Annotated in this window: 16 protein-coding genes and 1 riboswitch; of the genes, 9 read left to right on the forward strand and 7 right to left on the reverse strand. The window is 55.7% G+C overall.

Features of this window, described 5'->3' with window-relative positions:
• Window positions 1-30: 30 nt before the first annotated feature.
• The gene (locus AFL22_RS13120; RefSeq protein WP_052271557.1) at window positions 31-717 is read right to left on the reverse strand and encodes a molybdate ABC transporter substrate-binding protein; all 687 of its coding nucleotides are present in this window, start codon (window positions 715-717) and stop codon (window positions 31-33) included.
• Window positions 717-1,766: an ABC transporter substrate-binding protein gene (locus AFL22_RS13125; protein ID WP_052271558.1), complete on the reverse strand. Its 1,050-nt coding sequence runs from the start codon at window positions 1,764-1,766 to the stop codon at window positions 717-719. The genes AFL22_RS13120 and AFL22_RS13125 overlap by 1 nt, the downstream gene beginning before the upstream one ends.
• Before the next feature lie 288 nt (window positions 1,767-2,054).
• Window positions 2,055-2,153: riboswitch (guanidine-I (ykkC/yxkD leader) on the forward strand.
• Window positions 2,154-2,213: 60 nt separating this feature from the next.
• Between AFL22_RS13125 and AFL22_RS13130 the strand changes: the two genes are divergently transcribed.
• The 6 genes from AFL22_RS13130 (at window position 2,214) to uca (ending at window position 10,038) form a co-directional block, all read left to right on the forward strand.
• Window positions 2,214-3,269 (forward strand): putative urea ABC transporter substrate-binding protein, encoded by a 1,056-nt coding sequence (locus tag AFL22_RS13130; protein WP_010247121.1) that lies wholly within the window; start codon window positions 2,214-2,216, stop codon window positions 3,267-3,269.
• A 24-nt stretch (window positions 3,270-3,293) separates the two neighbouring features.
• Window positions 3,294-4,109 carry an ABC transporter permease gene (locus tag AFL22_RS13135; RefSeq protein WP_010247123.1) on the forward strand — a complete coding sequence of 272 codons (816 nt, stop codon included), beginning with the start codon at window positions 3,294-3,296 and terminating at the stop codon, window positions 4,107-4,109.
• Window positions 4,106-4,891 carry an ABC transporter ATP-binding protein gene (locus AFL22_RS13140; RefSeq protein WP_033780235.1) on the forward strand — a complete coding sequence of 262 codons (786 nt, stop codon included), beginning with the start codon at window positions 4,106-4,108 and terminating at the stop codon, window positions 4,889-4,891. The genes AFL22_RS13135 and AFL22_RS13140 overlap by 4 nt, the downstream gene beginning before the upstream one ends.
• Window positions 4,888-5,616, forward strand: a complete 729-nt coding sequence (locus AFL22_RS13145) for an urea amidolyase associated protein UAAP1 (RefSeq protein WP_052271559.1) — start codon at window positions 4,888-4,890, stop codon at window positions 5,614-5,616. Before AFL22_RS13140 ends, AFL22_RS13145 begins: the two co-directional genes overlap by 4 nt.
• 10 nt (window positions 5,617-5,626) lie before the next feature.
• A complete protein-coding gene (locus tag AFL22_RS13150) occupies window positions 5,627-6,262 on the forward strand; it encodes an urea amidolyase associated protein UAAP2 (RefSeq protein ID WP_010670353.1) in 636 nt (211 codons plus the stop codon).
• Between the two features lie 164 nt (window positions 6,263-6,426).
• Window positions 6,427-10,038 (forward strand): urea carboxylase, encoded by a 3,612-nt coding sequence (uca, locus tag AFL22_RS13155; protein WP_052271560.1) that lies wholly within the window; start codon window positions 6,427-6,429, stop codon window positions 10,036-10,038.
• Window positions 10,039-10,136: 98 nt separating this feature from the next.
• On the opposite strand, the gene AFL22_RS13160 is transcribed toward uca, so the two are convergent.
• Window positions 10,137-11,045, reverse strand: coding sequence for a LysR substrate-binding domain-containing protein (locus tag AFL22_RS13160; protein WP_010670351.1), 909 nt, complete (start codon window positions 11,043-11,045; stop codon window positions 10,137-10,139).
• Between the two features lie 99 nt (window positions 11,046-11,144).
• Between AFL22_RS13160 and AFL22_RS13165 the strand changes: the two genes are divergently transcribed.
• Window positions 11,145-11,918 (forward strand): 2OG-Fe(II) oxygenase family protein, encoded by a 774-nt coding sequence (locus AFL22_RS13165; RefSeq protein WP_052271561.1) that lies wholly within the window; start codon window positions 11,145-11,147, stop codon window positions 11,916-11,918.
• Window positions 11,919-11,920: 2 nt separating this feature from the next.
• On the opposite strand, the gene AFL22_RS13170 is transcribed toward AFL22_RS13165, so the two are convergent.
• From AFL22_RS13170 to AFL22_RS13180, 3 genes are all read right to left on the reverse strand, one after another.
• A complete protein-coding gene (locus tag AFL22_RS13170; RefSeq protein WP_052271562.1) occupies window positions 11,921-12,994 on the reverse strand; it encodes a DUF2817 domain-containing protein in 1,074 nt (357 codons plus the stop codon).
• Between the two features lie 37 nt (window positions 12,995-13,031).
• Window positions 13,032-13,802, reverse strand: coding sequence for a transporter substrate-binding domain-containing protein (locus tag AFL22_RS13175; RefSeq protein WP_033780226.1), 771 nt, complete (start codon window positions 13,800-13,802; stop codon window positions 13,032-13,034).
• 464 nt (window positions 13,803-14,266) lie between these two features.
• Entirely contained in the window at window positions 14,267-15,178 is a 912-nt protein-coding gene (locus AFL22_RS13180) for a LysR family transcriptional regulator (protein ID WP_052271563.1), read from the reverse strand.
• Between the two features lie 126 nt (window positions 15,179-15,304).
• On the opposite strand from AFL22_RS13180, the gene AFL22_RS13185 reads away from it, so the two are divergent.
• On the forward strand, window positions 15,305-16,684 hold the full coding sequence (locus AFL22_RS13185) for an MFS transporter (protein WP_052271564.1): 1,380 nt from the start codon (window positions 15,305-15,307) through the stop codon (window positions 16,682-16,684).
• On the forward strand, window positions 16,681-17,073 hold the full coding sequence (locus AFL22_RS13190; RefSeq protein ID WP_052271565.1) for a cytoplasmic protein: 393 nt from the start codon (window positions 16,681-16,683) through the stop codon (window positions 17,071-17,073). The genes AFL22_RS13185 and AFL22_RS13190 overlap by 4 nt, the downstream gene beginning before the upstream one ends.
• 325 nt (window positions 17,074-17,398) lie before the next feature.
• On the opposite strand, the gene AFL22_RS13195 is transcribed toward AFL22_RS13190, so the two are convergent.
• Window positions 17,399-17,659, reverse strand: a complete 261-nt coding sequence (locus AFL22_RS13195) for a type II toxin-antitoxin system ParD family antitoxin (protein WP_010670343.1) — start codon at window positions 17,657-17,659, stop codon at window positions 17,399-17,401.
• Window positions 17,660-17,837: the final 178 nt, after the last annotated feature.

The raw sequence follows: 17,837 nt of genomic DNA on the forward strand, positions 1-17,837 counted from the left end.
GCGCAAAGTCATCCGCGACAGAAAAGGCATTTACTTCCCGCCAAATCCCGCTTCCCGCAGTACCTTTTTTGCCTGCTCCGATTCTAAAAAATCCGCCAGCCGACGCGCCTCGGGGGTAATGACTGCACAGGCGTAGCGCGCAGCAGAATTGAAAGCCGCAGGGATATCAACGACTGTCAGCCCGGCAATCTGGCTCAGGGCAGCCCGATGGCTGGCATAACCGATAAACAGATCCGCCTGATCCTCCAGGATAATCCATTCTGCCGCCAGCCTGCCTGCGGGAATGGGTGCAGAGTCGCGCCCACCCACCAGTGCCTTTGCGCGCTGGCGCACCGCTTCACCGGCTTTGCCCATCCGGGTGAAAAGGGCCTGCGCGTAGTCGCCAGAGGGATCGGCTGTGGGTGTAGAGGTTGCGATCCGCAGTGTGTCGCGGGTCAGTAGCTGATACCAGTCGCCTCCCGCCTGTAGCCGATCGCTGCGAACCGTGATGCAGAGTTTATTAGTCGTGAACGGTATGACTGCCAGCGCTCGCTCAGCGTTCAGCAATTTTTGCGGATGCTCCTCACTGGCTGAAGCAAAGAGATCGCAGGGCTCACCGGCTTCAATCCGTTCGCGAAGCAGACCGGCGGGGCCAAACCGGGTTTCAACTGGCTCAGGAAAGTACGCCATCAGCGCGGGCCAGACCGCTTTCAGGCTGCCCGCCGCCAGTACGCGCATCACTCTGTTCCCTGATAAGCGGTGCGATAGAAGCGCTGATACCACTTATTGGCCAGCTTATTCATGTCCACATCCTGAAATTTCTGCGGATAGAGTTTTTTCGCCATCCACAATTCGCCAATCCCCATCGCTTCCGGCATTGGATAACCCCATGCTTTGGCGTAGTCCGGCATCAGCCAGACACGATGATTTTTTACCGCGTCGATAGCCTGCCACTGTGGTGAACTGTTGATTTCATTCACGACGGAGGGATAACGGTCCTGCACAAAAATCACCTGCGGATCCCAGGCGATTATCTGCTCCATCGACACGGTTTTGAATCCCTTTACAGTCGCTGCGGCGACGTTGACCGCGCCCGCATGCAGCATCATCAGGCCGGTATATTTCCCTGATCCGTAGGTGGTCAGTTCCGGGTTCGCCATATAGGCGCGAATGCGTTTTTCCGCCGGAACATCCTTCAGGCGATCGCTGACGATTTTGCGGCCCTCATCGGTGGCCGTAATCAGCGCTTTTGCTTCTGCCGGTTTATTGATGATCTCGCCAATAAGCGTAATCCCTTCATGCAGTCCTTTGTCATAGGCCATTTCCTCATCGCGGATAGAGGGGTTCATTTTTGCCTTTTCACCCGGCTCGTCATGACGCAGTGAGATAGCCACCACCGGAATGCCCAGCGCGGTAATGCTGTCGATCATCTCCTGCGGTGCGTAGTTGGTCACAAACACCACCTGCGGATGCAGCGCCACCAGTTTTTCGGGATCAACATGCGTTAGATCCCCCAGTGTCGCTTTCTGATTCAGCTCAGGAGCCAGGCGGGCATAGCTGTCGCCAAGTTGCTGCTTCCAGTTCGCCATCACACCGACGATTTTATCGGTCGCGTTCATCTGCACCAGCAGGTTCAGCGTTTGATGCTGAAGCACCACAATACGATCAACACGGTCAGGAATCGTGACCTGGCGGCCTGTCTGATCGGTTATCTGGCGCGATGCCTGGGAAAAGAGCGGAAGGAGTATCAGTAAACCGAGTGTGCATGCCTGCCAGAAGCGCTTCATTAACTATCCTCAAAATACGTTATGCATTGGATTATATAGCGATAAGTGATGGGCGTCACGGTCCGGGTCTGCATTCCGGCATAGATGTGAGTACGAAAAGAGACTGACTGAGGGTTCTGATATCTCTTGCCTGTCCGGCACTGATAATGTGCAACGCCCGTTACTGACTCACCATCCCGGTGCCTTCTGGATTATGCTCTCTCTATTTCTCTGATTTTACGTAAGTTAATTTCTGGCACGCCATTTGCTGAAGTCTGAACAGTAAGCAGCGTTCGACACAATTGATAGCAAATAGCTGGCTAGGGTTCCGGTTCACGCAGGTGAATGTCTGGTCCGAGAGCTGGCGACCTCTGTGAGGTTACACGGCGGGACAAAAGCCCGGGAGACAGCGGCACCAAATGGTGTCTTGCGCTGCTCCCGTTTTTTTGTGCCAACCAGAGGTCAACCATGAAGAAATCACCCCTCCTGACGCTTATTCTGTCGCTGACGCTGCTGGTCAGCGCGCCATCTTTCGCCGCGGTCAAAAAAGAGTTCAATATCTGCTGGACCATCTATGCGGGCTGGATGCCGTGGGGCACCATCAGCAACGAGAAAATCATCGATAAATGGGCCAGCAAATACGGCATCAAAATTCATATCACCCAGCTCAATGACTATATCGAGTCGATCAACCAGTACACCGCGGGTCAGTTCGACGGCTGCACCATGACCAACATGGATGCGCTGACCATACCTGCGGCGGGGGGCATTGATTCCACGGCGCTGATCACCGGCAGCTTCTCCGATGGCAATGACGGTGTGGTGCTGAAAGGCGCAAATAAAAAACTTAGCGACCTGAAGGGGATGTCTGTCTATCTTCCTGCGCTGTCGGTTTCGCACTACCTGCTGGTTCGCGGTCTGGAGAAGGCCGGTTTACAGGAAAAAGACGTTAAGGTCGTGAACACCTCCGATGCCGATATCGTCTCCGCCTTTGGTACCAGCGGCGTGCAGGCGGCGGTTGCCTGGAATCCACAGCTTTCAGTGATCAAGAAAACCCCGCAAACCACAGAGGTGTTCAGCTCTTCGGCCGTGCCGGGCGAACTGATTGACATGATGGTGGTGAACACCGAGACCCTGAAAGATAACCCCGCGCTGGGTAAGGCACTGACCGGGGCCTGGTTTGAGATGATGGCGAAAATGCAGGCCGGAGATGCGCAGGCGCTGAGCGCGATGGCTGCCGATTCCGGTACTGACCTCGCCGGATACAAGGCGCAGCTGAAAACCACCCACCTGTTCTGGACCCCAGCCGAAACCCAGACATTTGTTTCTTCCCCCGATCTGGCGAAAACCATGCAGCGCGTCGCCGCGTTCTCCTTTGATAAGGGATTACTGGGCGAGGGTGCACAAAGCGCTGACTTCATCGGTATGAGCTTCCCTGGCAACATCACCGTCGGTGATACAGCGAACATCAAACTGCGCTTTGACGACAGCTATCTGAAGATGGCCGCTGCGGGCAAGCTGTAATCACCGATCTCAGGAGTATTTGCCATGCGCCACATCAACCGCTATCCCCGGCAGGGAATGCGCCTGACGCTGATGCTATTACCTTTTGTGCTGCTGATCGCCGTCTGGTTTATCAGTTCGGCGGTGCGTCTTGAAGCCAACCCACACGACAAACTGCTGCCCGGCCTGTCACAGATGATCGCCGCTATTGATCGGATGGCCTTCACGCCGGACAAGCGCAGCGGTGAATATCTGCTGTGGGCGGATACGTGGATTAGCTTAAGCCGTCTGCTGACCGGCCTGGCGATCTCTTCACTGATTGGTCTCTGCATCGGTGTTGCTGCGGGCGTCTTCCCGATGAGTCGCGCGGCGCTGTCACCCTTTATGACCGTGGTGTCGATGATCCCGCCGCTGGCGCTCCTGCCGATGCTGTTTATCGTCTTCGGGCTGGATGAGCTGTCAAAAGTGATGCTGATTGTTATCGGGATTACGCCGATGCTGGCGCGCGACCTTGAACATCGGGCGCGGGAAATCCCCGCAGAGCTGTTTATCAAAGCACAAACCCTGGGGGCGAACAGCTGGACGGTGGTGCTGCGGGTTGTGCTGCCGCAGCTCTTGTCGCGGCTGATCACCTCGCTGCGCCTGTTGCTGGGATCCGCATGGCTCTTTCTGATCTCCGCAGAAGCGATTTCCGCAACCGCCGGACTGGGCTATCGCATTTTCCTGGTTCGTCGCTATATGGCGATGGATGTGATCATTCCCTATGTCATCTGGATCACGCTGCTGGCGTGGCTGATGGATCTCGCGCTGCGTCAATTGCACAAAGCCTGTTTCCCCTGGGCGGAAGGAGGCCGGGAATGAGTTTTATCGATATCAAAAATATCTGGCAGGAGTATGGCGACCACGTGGTGCTGGAACGCATCAATCTGCAGGTCAAAGAAGGTGAATTCTGCTCGCTGGTGGGCGCGTCCGGCTGTGGTAAGTCGACGTTTTTACGCCTGCTGCTGGGGCAGGAAAGGCCGACACGGGGAACAATCACGCTGGATGGTGAACAGCTGCGCGCGGAACCCGATCGCAGCCGTGGCGTGGTGTTTCAGCGTTACTCCGTTTTCCCTCATCTCAACGTGCTGGATAACGTCGCCATTGGCCTCGAACTTCCGGCTTCACCGTTTACTGGCCGACTGTTTGGCACCCGAAAACGCCATGCCCGTGAGCAGGCAAAACAGATGCTGGAGAAAGTCGGGCTGGGCCATTCGCTCGATAAATATCCGGCGCAGCTTTCGGGAGGGATGCAGCAGCGGCTGGCGATTGCGCAGGCTTTTGTCATGCAGCCGCGCGTACTGCTGCTGGATGAGCCCTTCGGCGCGCTGGACCCCGGCATCCGCAAAGATATGCATGCGCTGCTGCTCCAGCTCTGGAGCGAAACCCGCATGACGGTGTTTATGGTCACTCACGACCTTGCCGAAGGCTTCAATCTTGGCACCCGGCTGCTGGTTTTCGACAAAGTGCGCATCGATCCTCAGGCCCCCAATGCCTGGGGCGCGCGTATCACTTACGACATCCCGCTTAATGAAACGCGGCTGTCGCAGCTGGCAACCGGCAGTAAAAACAACATTTATCCCCTCAAGGAGACCGCTCAATGACCGCACTTTTTCATTCAGCTCCGAGCCTGCGCGAAGAGCAGCTGCCTGGCGGAGGGCACACCTCGCTGATTCTGCGCAAAGGGCAAATCCTGCGCCTGACCGACATCGAGGGCGGCGCGAACGTCAGCATGATGATGCTCAATCCCCACGAGAAAAGTGAACGCCTGAATCTGCCGGACACCCTGAAAGGCCAGCATACGGCTCGCCTGACCACCGGGCACTGTTTCTATTCCGACATGGGACGCGTACTGGCCGCGATCGTGGCGGATAGCTGCGGCTGGCACGACCCGTTTGGCGGCGTGCTCAACGCGGCGGAAGCGCACGATAAGTATGGAGCCGGACGCTATCAGGAGCTGCGCAACGGCTTCTACCGCAACGGCACCGATAATCTGCTGGTTGAGATGGGCAAATGGGATCTGGGCCTGGAGGATCTGCTGATGGTCGTCAATTTTTTCAGCAAGGTCACGGTTGATGAGAAGGGCCGCTTCCGGTTCAGCGCGGGCAACAGCCGCGCCGGCGATTTCACTGAACTGTACGCACCCATGGACGTGCTGATGGTGCTGACCGCGCTGCCACATCCGCAGGATCCCGCCGCTGACTATCTCCCGCGACCGGTTCAGCTGAGCTGGTATCAGGCCGACGATATGCAGGCCGTCAGCGAAGCGATGGTCACGCGCGGTGAAAACCTGCGCGCGCTTCAGAACACCCAACTTTTTGCCCTGTAAGGAGGCTGCGATGACCCTTATCAACTCTGATCGTCGTCCTGAAGATGCCGTCTATCGCCACGTGATACCGGCAGGCGAGCCGTGGCTGTTCGAAGTGAAAAAAGGGCAGACGCTGCGCCTGCTCGACCTCGAAGGGAATCAGGCAATTGATACCCTGTTCTATAACAGCGATAACCCGCGGGAACGCTACGATCCTCAGCGCACGCTGCGTCGTCAGGGAAACGTCTATCTGACCACCGGCAGCGTGCTCTATTCGAATCTCGGCAATCCGCTGCTGACTATCGTCGCCGACACCTGCGGTCGTCACGATACCCTGGGCGGAGCCTGCTCGCAGGAGAGCAACACCGTGCGCTATGCCCAGGATAAGCGCTACATGCACAGCTGTCGGGATAACTTTCTCTGCGCCTGCCTGCACGATGGCCGCCTTCACAAACGTGATATCGGTGCCAACATCAATTTTTTCATGAACGTTCCGGTCACGCCGGAAGGCGGTCTGACCTTTGAGGATGGGCTATCGGCGCCCGGCAAATACGTTGAGCTGGTAGCCGAATGCAATGTGATGGTGCTGATCTCCAACTGCCCGCAGCTGAATAACCCCTGTAACGGCTGGAACCCGACGCCCGCCGAAGTGCTGGTGTGGAACTGAGCCAGCGTTGCCATGGCGACAAGCAGGGCTGAGTTTCTCAGCCTTGTGCGTCAGACCTCTCAACACACCACCGGCGCACGCCTGTTACGTGCCGGTCAGCCCCGGGGACGGCCCCAGGGAATATCGAATTTTGCGGGACGACCCGCATCCCTGAGAGTTCGCTTATGTTTGATACCTTACTGATTGCTAATCGCGGTGCTATCGCCTGTCGCATCCTGCGCACGCTACGTGCCATGCAGGTGAAAGGGGTCGCCGTTTACTCCGAAGCCGATCTGAGCAGTTTACATATCCGCGAGGCGGATGTGGCGCTAAGTCTTGGCGAAGGCCCGGCCGCACAAACCTATCTGGTAACGGAAAAGATCATCGCCGCCGCGCAGCAGAGCGGAGCGAAAGCGATTCATCCTGGCTACGGTTTCCTTTCGGAAAACGCCGCCTTTGCTGAGGCGTGCGAGGCTGCTGGTCTGATTTTTGTCGGCCCCACACCGCAGCAGTTGCGGACTTTTGGCCTGAAACACACGGCCCGCGCGCTGGCGGAAGCCGAAGGGGTGCCGTTGCTGGAAGGCAGTGAACTGCTGGCAGATATCAGTGAAGCCCGCCGCGCCGCAGAGAGGGTCGGCTATCCGGTGATGCTCAAAAGCACCGCGGGCGGCGGTGGCATCGGTATGCGTGTCTGTCGTGATGCGAATGTGCTGTCAGAGGCGTTTGAAACGGTCCAGCGCCTCGGCCAGAACAACTTCAGCGATGCCGGGGTATTTCTCGAAAAATATATCGAACGCGCCCGACATCTTGAAGTGCAGATTTTCGGTAACGGTAAGGGCGGGGTAATAGCGCTGGGCGTACGCGACTGCTCGGTACAGCGGCGTAACCAGAAAGTGGTCGAAGAGACGCCAGCGCCGAATCTGCCCGCAGGTATGGCGGAGGCTTTATGCGCGGCGGCTATCGCGCTGGGAAAAGCGGTGAACTATCGCAGCGCCGGAACGGTTGAGTTTGTCTATGACAGCGTGGCGCAGCAGTTCTATTTTCTTGAAGTGAATACCCGGCTGCAGGTTGAACATGGCGTCACGGAGCAGGTGTGGGGCGTTGACCTGGTGCAGTGGATGATTGAGCTGGCAGCAGGCGATCTTCCTCCGCTTCATGCGTTAGCCGCCGCGCTGAATCCTCAGGGCCATGCCGTGCAGGCGCGAATTTATGCGGAAGATCCGGGGCGGCAGTTCCAGCCTTCGCCAGGGCTGTTAACCCAGGTCCTCTTTCCGGCAGCCGACGGTAAAACCCTGCGTATTGACCGCTGGGTGGAAGCGGGGTGCGAAGTCCCGCCATTCTTCGACCCGATGCTGGCAAAAGTTATCACCTGGCGCCCCACCCGCGAGGAAGCCATCGCTACACTGGCACAGGCGCTGGCGGAGACCCGTTTCTATGGCGTAGAAACCAATCGCCTCTATCTGTTGCAGATTCTGGCCTTCTCGCCCTTTACGGCTGGCGAACCCTGGACCCGCTGCCTGGAGCAGCTCGCCTATCAGGCGGCAACGGTTGAAGTGGTGAGTGCCGGAACCCAGACCAGCGTTCAGGACTATCCCGGACGTCTGGGATACTGGGCGGTAGGCGTGCCGCCGTCGGGGCCGATGGACGATCGCGCACTGCGTCTGGGCAACCGTCTGCTGGGCAATGAGGAGGGTGACGCCGCGCTGGAAATCACCCTGAATGGACCCACCCTGAAATTTAACACTGAGATTCAGGCGGTGATCTCTGGCGCGCCGCTCACTGTCACACTGGATGGCGTCGGGCAGTCAATGAATTCTGTATTTACCATTCCGGCCGGGACAACGCTGAAGCTGGGCGCGATAAGTGGCGCTGGCGTCAGAAGTTATCTCTGTCTGAGCGGCGGCATTCAGGTGCCGGACTATTTAGGCAGCAAAAGCACCTTCACCCTTGGTCAGTTTGGCGGACATGCCGGACGGGCACTGCGTAGCGGTGACGTGCTGCATCTCGCTCCGCGTTCTGCGAGCGCAACCGGATCGGAACTGCCCGTCGGACTGCACACAGAGCTTGCTACGGTGCGCACGCTGCGCGTCATTTATGGTCCGCACGGTGCGCCTGAGTTTTTTGCGCTGAAGTATATCGAGACGTTTTTTGCCACAGAATGGGAAGTGCATTTTAACTCCAGCCGCACCGGCGTTCGCCTGATCGGGCCAAAGCCAATCTGGACCCGCGACAGCGGCGGTGAAGCAGGGCTGCACCCCTCAAACATCCATGACAACCCGTACGCGATCGGCGCGGTCGATTTTACCGGTGATATGCCGGTGATTCTGGGGCCGGATGGCCCGAGCCTTGGCGGGTTCGTCTGCCCGGTGACGGTAATCGAGGCTGACCTCTGGCAACTGGGACAGCTCAAAGCCGGTGACAAAGTGCAGTTTGTCGCGGTGGATATTCCTACCGCCCGCCGACTGGCAGAGGGCCGACGCACCGAGCTGACCACGCTCCAGCCACAGGAAACAGACTGGCAGCCTGCACCGCTGATTTCGCCCATCGTGATGACCTGCGGCGCAGCGGATAAACGCCTGGTGGCGCGCCTCTCTGGCGATACGCATCTGCTGCTGGAGGCTGGCGAGCCGGAACTGGATCTGGTGTTACGTTTTCGCATTCATGCGTTGATGCAGGCGCTGGAAGCGCAATCCCGCAACGGCATTATTGATATCACGCCGGGGATCCGTTCGCTGCAAATCCACTTTCAGCCGGAGACGCTGACGCCCGACGTGCTGCTGATGTGGGTGCGCGGTGAGTGGGAGAGGGTCTGCACGAGTGATGACCTTCAGGTTCCCACACGCGTGGTGCATCTGCCGCTCTCCTGGGACGATCCGGCCTGTCAGAAGGCCATCGAAAAATATATGACCACCGTGCGGCAGGATGCGCCGTGGTGCCCGAGTAATCTTGAATTTATCCGCCGTATAAACGATCTGCCAGATGAGCAGGCTGTCTGGAACACGGTCTTTGAAGCCAGCTATCTGGTGATGGGGCTGGGCGATGTCTACCTCGGCGCGCCGGTCGCCACGCCGCTGGATCCCCGTCATCGGCTGGTGACGACAAAATATAATCCGGCCCGCACCTGGACGGCGGAAAACTCGGTTGGCATCGGCGGTGCCTATCTGTGTGTGTATGGCATGGAGGGGCCAGGCGGCTATCAGTTTGTCGGCCGCACGCTGCAGATGTGGAACCGGTATCATGAAGTCGCTGATTTTGGCGGTAAACCCTGGCTGCTACGCTTTTTCGATCAGATCCGCTTTTATCCGGTTTCAGCCAGTGAGCTGTTGCAGATTCGCCGCGATTTTCCCCTCGGTCGCTATCCGCTGCGCATCGAGCACAGCACGCTGCGGCTGGCGGAATATCAGGATTTCCTCGCCCGTGAAGCGCAGAGCATCGGTCTGTTTCGCGATCACCAGCAAACCGCGTTCAATGCGGAACGTGACCGCTGGATCGCCAGCGGGCAGGCCCATTTCGACAGCCAGGAAAGTGTGGCCGATGAAGGCGGCGACGCGCCGCTGCAGCCGGGCGAGCAGGGGGTTGAAAGCCCGGTTTCCGGCAATTTATGGCAGGTGCAGGCGACGGCGGGCAGCCGGGTGCGGGAAGGCGATATTCTGGTGGTGCTGGAGTCGATGAAGATGGAGATCCCGCTTCTGGCGCCGTGCGACGGCATTGTTCAGCAGGTCAGCGTGCAGCCAGGCAGCGCTGTACGTGCAGGGCAACGCGTGGCGGTGATTGTTGAGGATAATGCGGAAGGATGATGACACCTGATCACCTGGTGGCGCAGTGATAATCTGACTCTGTGCCAGCTGATGGTTCCAGACTGGCGTGCGCAGGCGAGTCCGATCACGGCGACGGGCTATTCGCAGCTCGCGCCCAGTTGGCTTAACCAGCTGATCATCGCCTCACTGCCTGGCTGGCTCAGGGTGCGTTGCGGCCAGACAAGGTAATAGGGTTTGCTCAGCGGCAGGCAAAGATCATCCACTACCACCAGATCGCCCCGCGCCAGTTCCGCCGCGATAAGGCGTCGCTGCCCCAGCAGCACACCAGCTCCCGCGACGGCCGCATCAATCGCCAGCGAGGTCAGATTAAAGCTGAATGCGGGCTGCGGCAGAGGTTCGTCCATGCCTTTAGCCTGAAACCAGCTTCGCCAGTCCGGCAGAAAACGGCCTTCATTACCCCAGTCGAGGTGGATCAGCGGCGCCTGGCTTAAGATCGTTTCCGGCGTAAAGCGATGTAACAGAGCAGGACTGGCCACCGGCAGCACATCATCATGAAACAACTTCAGCTTATCTGACTGCGGGTAACGATCCTCACCAAAGCAGATCACAAAATCGGCGGGCATCGCGGTGAAATCGACCTGAGAATGCGTACCGTGTAACGAGAGATCGATATTCGGGCAATGGTCGCGCCAGCTCGCCAGCTGGGGCAACAGCCATTTGGACGCCAGCGCCGGTAATGTGTAAACCGTGAGTTTTGGCGCACTGGCCGCATGGCGGATGTTTTGCTGACCGAGATGCAGAATATCAAACGCCTCGGTGACATAGCGCAGATACTCTTTGCCGGTTTCGGTCAGCATCACGCCGCTCTGCGTACGTAAAAACAGGGCGCTGCCGAGTTGCTCCTCCAGCTGGCGAATCTGCTGACTGACTGCCGCGGGGGTTAAGGCCAGTTGAGCGGCCGCTTTTGCAAGGCTGCCCAGTTCGGCAGCCACTTTAAATGACTGTATGACGCTGATCTTTGGCAACCTTGGCAATTGGGCAGGCATTAACTCTTCCTTATCAGGGCATTAAGTTTTTATCGTTACGCAGCGTTGCAGGCGACCGGTAGAGTAACATCACACCTGCTCATCATGAGAATTGTTGCTATGTCTGGTTCCCTTGTCCGTCTCGATCTTCATCCACTGGCCGATCATGGCTGGCGTCAACGTTGTCGTGAACAGTTAAACCAGTCCGGCGCGCTGGTACTGCGTCAATTTTTAAAACCACACGCTTTAGAGGCGATCATCGAAGAGGGCAATGCACAACGTCACCAGGCTTATCACACCCGCAGCAAGCACAATGTCTATCTGATGAAACCTGATGACGCTTTCAGTGCTGAGCATCCGCGTAATCGGGATGTGATCAGCACCAAAGGCTGCATAACTGATGATGTTATCGCTGCCGACTCGCCGCTGCGTCAGCTTTATAATGATGAGCTGTTCAAACATTTCCTGTGCGATGTGCTGGGTGAAAAAGCGCTCTATCCCTATGCTGACCCACTTTCCTCGATCAACCTGCACTATGCATCACACGGCCAGGAGCTGGGCTGGCACTTCGACAACTCCTCATTTGCGATCACCTTACTGGTACAGAAACCGCTGGCGGGCGGCGTGTTTCAGTATGTGAAAGATCTGCGGGATGCCGATGCCGGTGAGATGAACTTTGCCGGTGTCGACACAGTGCTGGAAGAACGCCAGACCGTTGACGCGCTGGAGATAGATGCCGGGGATCTGGTGCTGTTTCGTGGCCGTAATTCCCTGCACCGCGTGACCCCAACTGAAGGCGAGGTCACCCGGATGCTGGCCGTGCTGGCTTATAATACGCAGCCTGATATTGCGTTGTCCGAAACCGCGCGTATGACCTTTTACGGCAGACTATGACATCATGGCGTGTCTGCAAGGGCACGCCAGCCGCGCAGAAAGATTTGCTGCGTGCGGAAAGCCACCAATGCACGCCAGTCCGCATCTTCTGGCCAGAACCCCTCGACCAGTTGCTGCTTTATCACCTGGCCGCCCGCACTGGCAGGATCGCCATAGAGGTGCAGCCAGTGATCTTCACGCACCCGCTGATGCATATCCTGCCCATCGTAAGTCCCGCATTCCACCACCAGAGGCAAAATCCGGGTGTCAGCCAGCGACGTCAGCAGATATTGCGACAGATAGCCTGTTGCCGTTGCTGTTACGCCAGTTACACTGTCACGTCCGGCACCGGTAAACAATAAGGTCAGCCACTCACCGTAAATGACTTTGCCCCAGTCATGCGCCGGATAACGCTGCTCCGCAATAGAGAGCAGCATCGGATGCCCCCATGCGCCAGCCCCGGTATGAAGGTCAAAGCTGATGATGGTTTTCGCTACAGAGAGATGCTGGTCAACGATCGCCGCCATCGTAAGGTGTGACCAGCAGGGCTTCTCACCGCCGAAAAAAAAGCCGTCAGCAAAAGTATACTGTCCGGCTTCTGTGACACGTTTAACCGCCTGCCAGCCTGCGCCCTCGAGTGCGTCGGCCAGATGCCGATCGGCGCTTGCACGGTCGCCATGATAAATACCGTGCCACTGTGCATAATCCGGGTTAGCAGGAGGTGGCTGACTGAAATCGATAAAGTTACGGTTCAGATCAATATTGTCTTCGTTCACGCGCCGTAAATGCGCCGCGCCCCATGGATTGAGCAGATGAATCAGCAACAGCGCGGTATCAGCGGGCAACGCTTTTTCATCCAGCGTCTCGAGCCAGGCTATCTGGCAATCGGAACCATAATAGCCTTCAACGCCGTGAGTGCCGGAAACGACCAGCATCAGACGTGATGCGCTGGCCGGTCCTATCCGTGCCACGTCTGTATACAGAGCTTCTCCTAGAGGACCAGGCAGAGGATGCGGATAAGAGGTCGTCTCAGCACCTTTGCTCTGCGCCGCTGCCATAAAGCGCGCGCGCTGAACGTGGTATTCGGGCAACGCCATAGTCTTCATACTCCTGCGATTCTTCACGTTGAGCGGCTCAGGGATAAACATTGAATTTAAAATATTTTTTGGTGAGCTGGTCATAAGTCCCGTTTTTATGCATCTCCGCCAGTGCCGCGTTAATCATCTTCAGGTTTGCCTCATCTCCTTTGCGTAGCGCGATACCCACGCCATCACCAAAAATCACTTTATCCACCAGGGTCCCTTTGATGGCGTACGGCTTGCCTTCGGCTGAGGTCAGGAATCCCTGTTCAGCAGAGACCGCATTGGCCAGGCTGCCATCAAGACGCCCGGCGACCAGATCCGGATAAACTTCCATCTGGTTAGGATAGGAGATGACTTTAACGCCCTCCGGCTCCCATTTGGTTTTGGCATAGGTTTCCTGGATGGTGCCCTGTGCCACACCGATCGTCTTACCGCGCAATGAGGCAACATCGGTCGTCAGCGTGCTGGCAGCCGGTGCCAGTAAAGCACTGGGCGTGTTGTACAACATATCGCTGAAAGCCACCTGCTGACGACGCTTATCGGTCATCGACATCGCTGACAGGATGGCATCAAATTTCTTCGCCTGAAGGGCAGGGATGCTGCTATCAAAACCCATTTGCACCCACTGGCACTTCACCTTTGCCTGAACGCAGATGGCATTGCCCAGATCAACATCAAAGCCCTGCAATGATCCATCAGCCGCCTTGAATTCAAACGGTGGGAACGTAGGGTCAACGCCAAAGCGCAGGGTCTGCTGCGCCAGTGCCGCGTGACTAACTGTTGTGAGCGAAAACAGTAATGCGAGGGATAAGCTCTTTTTCATGTTTTAATTCCCGGATGCAAATGAATTTAAGCGCGACATTCAAATTTAATAACATGCGACCTGTTTTCCTGCCAGCGAATAAACCGCAATCATCCAGATTAAAATCTTATGTTATTAAGATACTGTGCGAATTATTTATACGGCGTTAATTTTTACTTAATACTGTGCATCAAATGACTGAGCCATACCAGGGTATGGCGCAGGTCCGGGCCTTAAGCCGCAGCCGCAGCCGCTGGGGTTGGGGTTGGGATAATAAGACAAGCCCCAGCGCCAGTTTTCAGGTTATTGCGCAGCAGTGATTTATCAGGACAGGGAATTAAGTAATGCGCCTGCGTTAAACTGAATTGTCATTAACCAGACAGTAAATATTTACCTTCCCGCGCTGCATAAAATAAAGTTTATGGGATTTAAATCAGTTGAGATAAATTAACGGTTAGCCCATCAGAATAATGTGATGGATGCGCTTATTTTCTGCTGTACAGCGCTAAACGTTCATGCAGGAAATCTATAAACGCGCGTACTTTTTCTGGCACATGACGAGTACTAGGGTAGAGCGCGTAAATTCCCTGACGGGGGAATTGATGATCGGGCAGTAGCCGTACTAATCCACCTTTTTCAATCTCATCCTGTACCAGCCAGGCGGGCAGAATCGCCACGCCAGCACCGGCTAAAGTAAAAGCGAGCAAAGAAGAGGCACTGTCAGCCGTGATCATGGCAGGCTGAAATGCGCTCATCAGCATAGACTCGCCTTCGGGCGTGATCACCTGCCAGCTGAGTGGCGTCGATAAACGGCTATGCGCAATCCATTTTGCTGACGCGAGATGTGAAAGATCCCGGATAGACGCTTCATTCAGGCTGTTGAGATAACAAGGTGCAGCGACCGCCAGGATATCAAACTGATCGATAAGGCGGGCGTGATGACTGGAATCGGCAAGATGCCCAAGTCGTATCGCCACATCGAAGCGGCCGGCAATCAGGTCGTCATTTTTTGATGAAGAGACGTGATGTATGCATAACTGCGGGTGTTGGGCTGCAAAGTCAGCCAGGGCAGGGACGATCACACGAGCGCCATATTCCAGAGTGGTTGTGATCCGGAGTGTCCCGCTTAATCCAGCGTGATCACTTCTCACATCCTCTAATACGCTTTCCGCATCCTGTAGAAGCTGAAGGCAACGATGATAAAATCTTTCACCCGTATCCGTGGCTGAAACGCGTCTGGTGCTCCTGATAAGGAGCGAGACACCCAGCTCCTCTTCGAGATGTTTAATATTGAAACTCACAACGGCTTTAGTTAACCCGAGTGTCTGAGCTGCACCTGTAAAACTGCCTGCCTCGACAACTGCGACAAAGATCCCCAGCCGTTGCATATTGATCATCCTGAACTCCGTTAACGACATCTCATTGTCAAAATATCTTTGACAGTGTAACAACAGAAAGTGAATTTATCCCGATAATTTAAGCACCTATACTGCGCGCCTTACGCTGATCTGTCTGGGAAAAAAATGAGCTATCGTGTGCGCGTAGCCAGTGTCTATTTGCTGGGATTTTTTATTGATCTGGTCAACATGTTTATCGCCAATGTTGCTTATCCAGAGATTGGCAGACATTTTGATGCCCCCGTTAGCCAGCTGGCATGGATCAGTAATGGCTACATCTTAGGCCTGACGCTGGTCATACCGCTCAGTAGCTGGCTGGTACGGCGCATGGGCGCAAAACGTCTGTTCATGCTCTCACTTCTTATTTTCATTGCGGGCACTTGTGGTGTGGGGGCATCAACGTCAGTTTCTCAGCTCATCGCCTTCCGATGGATACAGGGCATCGGCGGCGGACTATTGATCCCCATCGGTCAGACGATGACCTATGCGTTATACAGAAGCAATGAACGTGCGAAGTTATCGTCAGTAGTGATGTTGATTGCATTGCTGGCACCCGCCTTGTCGCCTGCTATTGGTGGAATAGTGGTTGAGAGCCTTAGCTGGCGCTGGGTTTTTCTTGTGAGCCTGCCGCTCGCGGTTGCGGCATTGCTGCTGGCGGGATGCTGGCTCAAAGCAGACAAACCGGCGAACTCATCTGACCCGCTGGACCTGGTGGGTTTAGTCAGTGGTTGTACCGCGCTCACGCTGATCCTTCTCGGGCTGACTTACCTGGGCGATGCTGACAGGCTTTATCAGGGGGCGATGATGCTGCTTGCTGGCGTCCTTACTCTGGCGGGCTATGTGTGGGACGCACTTCGAAAAAGCCATCCACTCATTAACCTGCATCTGATAAAGGATCCGCTCTTACACACCGCAATGCTGATCTATCAGTTTATACCAGGCGTGTTCACCGGCGTCAGTATGATCACTATGCTATACCTGCAAAATCAATTAGGTATGCATGCCAGCATTGTCGGCGCGCTCATGCTGCCATGGTCTCTGGCTTCCTTTGCGGCAATTAGTCTGACAGGTAAGACGTTCAACCTCTGGGGACCACGCCCGCTATTTATCACCGGCTGTCTGTTTCATGCGCTGGGTATTGGCCTGCTGGCGTTGACTGGCCAGACATCGGACAGCTTAGTCTTTGCACTTGCTTTCGCCTTGATGGGATTTGGCGGCAGCCTGTGCAGCAGCACGGCTCAGAGTTCTGCTTTTATTCACATCACCGACAGCGAACTTGCTGATGCCAGCGCACTCTGGAATATCAATCGCCAGCTCAGTTTTTGTCTCGGCGTTACGCTGGTCAGCCTGCTGTTCAATCTGATTGCGAATAGCGGCATGCCTGAAGAACACGCTTATCACCTCTGTTTTGTTATAGCGGCATTCAGCGCTGTGATTCCGCTTCTGTGCTGTTTACGCATTTCAAATCAGAAGGTTATTTCTATGCTTAAAGGGGACCAAAAATGAACCGTTATTTTAAGGAAGTACTGGACGCCCACGAATTGATTCGCAACTGGCTGGGTAACAAAGAAGCACATGATGAGGTATGTGAGGAACTTTTAGCGCGTTTTAGTCCTGCATATTCTATGGTGACACCGGGCGGTGCCTTACTGGATTTCACGACACTAAATGGTTTTTTCCGCACTCAGCGCGGTGCACGTCCGGGTTTAGCGATTGATATCTGCGACATGCAGATGGTTGCTGAGAGTGAAGGAAACGCCACTGTGGTATATAAGGAGTTGCAGCAGCTTCCGGGCCAGGATGCCACGCTGCGGTTTTCTACGGTTGTGTTCGAGATAAATGATGCTGGCAAGGTTTTGTGGCGACATCTGCACGAGACTTCATTGCCGCAGTGATAGAGGCTGACGATTCGCAGTGTGTCAGGGCGCGACGGGTTGAGAGCAACAGTGTGCAGGCTGAACCGCGTTTCTTAAACCAGCGATGCTCGCCGCTGTCTATGCTGAACCGATCGCCGTGAGAGCTACAGCGGTGGTGAGGCGACGGCTTTATTGATCGTGAAAATTCCGCACCAGAGGCCGTCATACTCATACAAGGGGCTTCAGCAGGTTGTCTGAAGCGCCCGAATAAGGTTAGCTTAGAGCTTTAGCCTCTACGTTACCGCCGCGCCTTAAGTGCGCATAATCTATCTTATGTTAAATTACATATCGCACATGTACCTCATTACGCTTTACCACCTTCGGCCTGCCGCCGATATTTTTGCGACAGGCGACCAAATACCTCTTCCGCGTTTTTGCTTTCGCCGCTGTTTATACCTGCGCTGACCGCTGTTTGCAGGGCATCAAGTTTCATCTGCTGCTCCCGTTCTTCCAGTGCCCTGAGTCCCGCACGGATCACTTCACTGGTGTTGTTATATCGCCCGCTTTCAATCTGTTCGCGGATGAACGCTTCGAAATAAGGACTGAGTGCTACGCTGGTTGGCATGATTCCTCTGCCGCTGAATTACTATCAGTTATTAACTGTTAGTATTCCAGAGTTACTCTTCTCTATCAACTTTCGGCTTAACACCCTTACACAGGTTTGCCGGATGTTTACCTGCGTGTAACTTTGCGTTGACCAACCCCGCGACCTTCTAGCATCGCCAGTATCCTGCGCAGATCTT

This window comes from Pantoea sp. CFSAN033090 (genome assembly GCF_001264395.1).
In the GTDB taxonomy this organism is placed as follows: Bacteria; Pseudomonadota; Gammaproteobacteria; order Enterobacterales; family Enterobacteriaceae; genus Pantoea; species Pantoea agglomerans.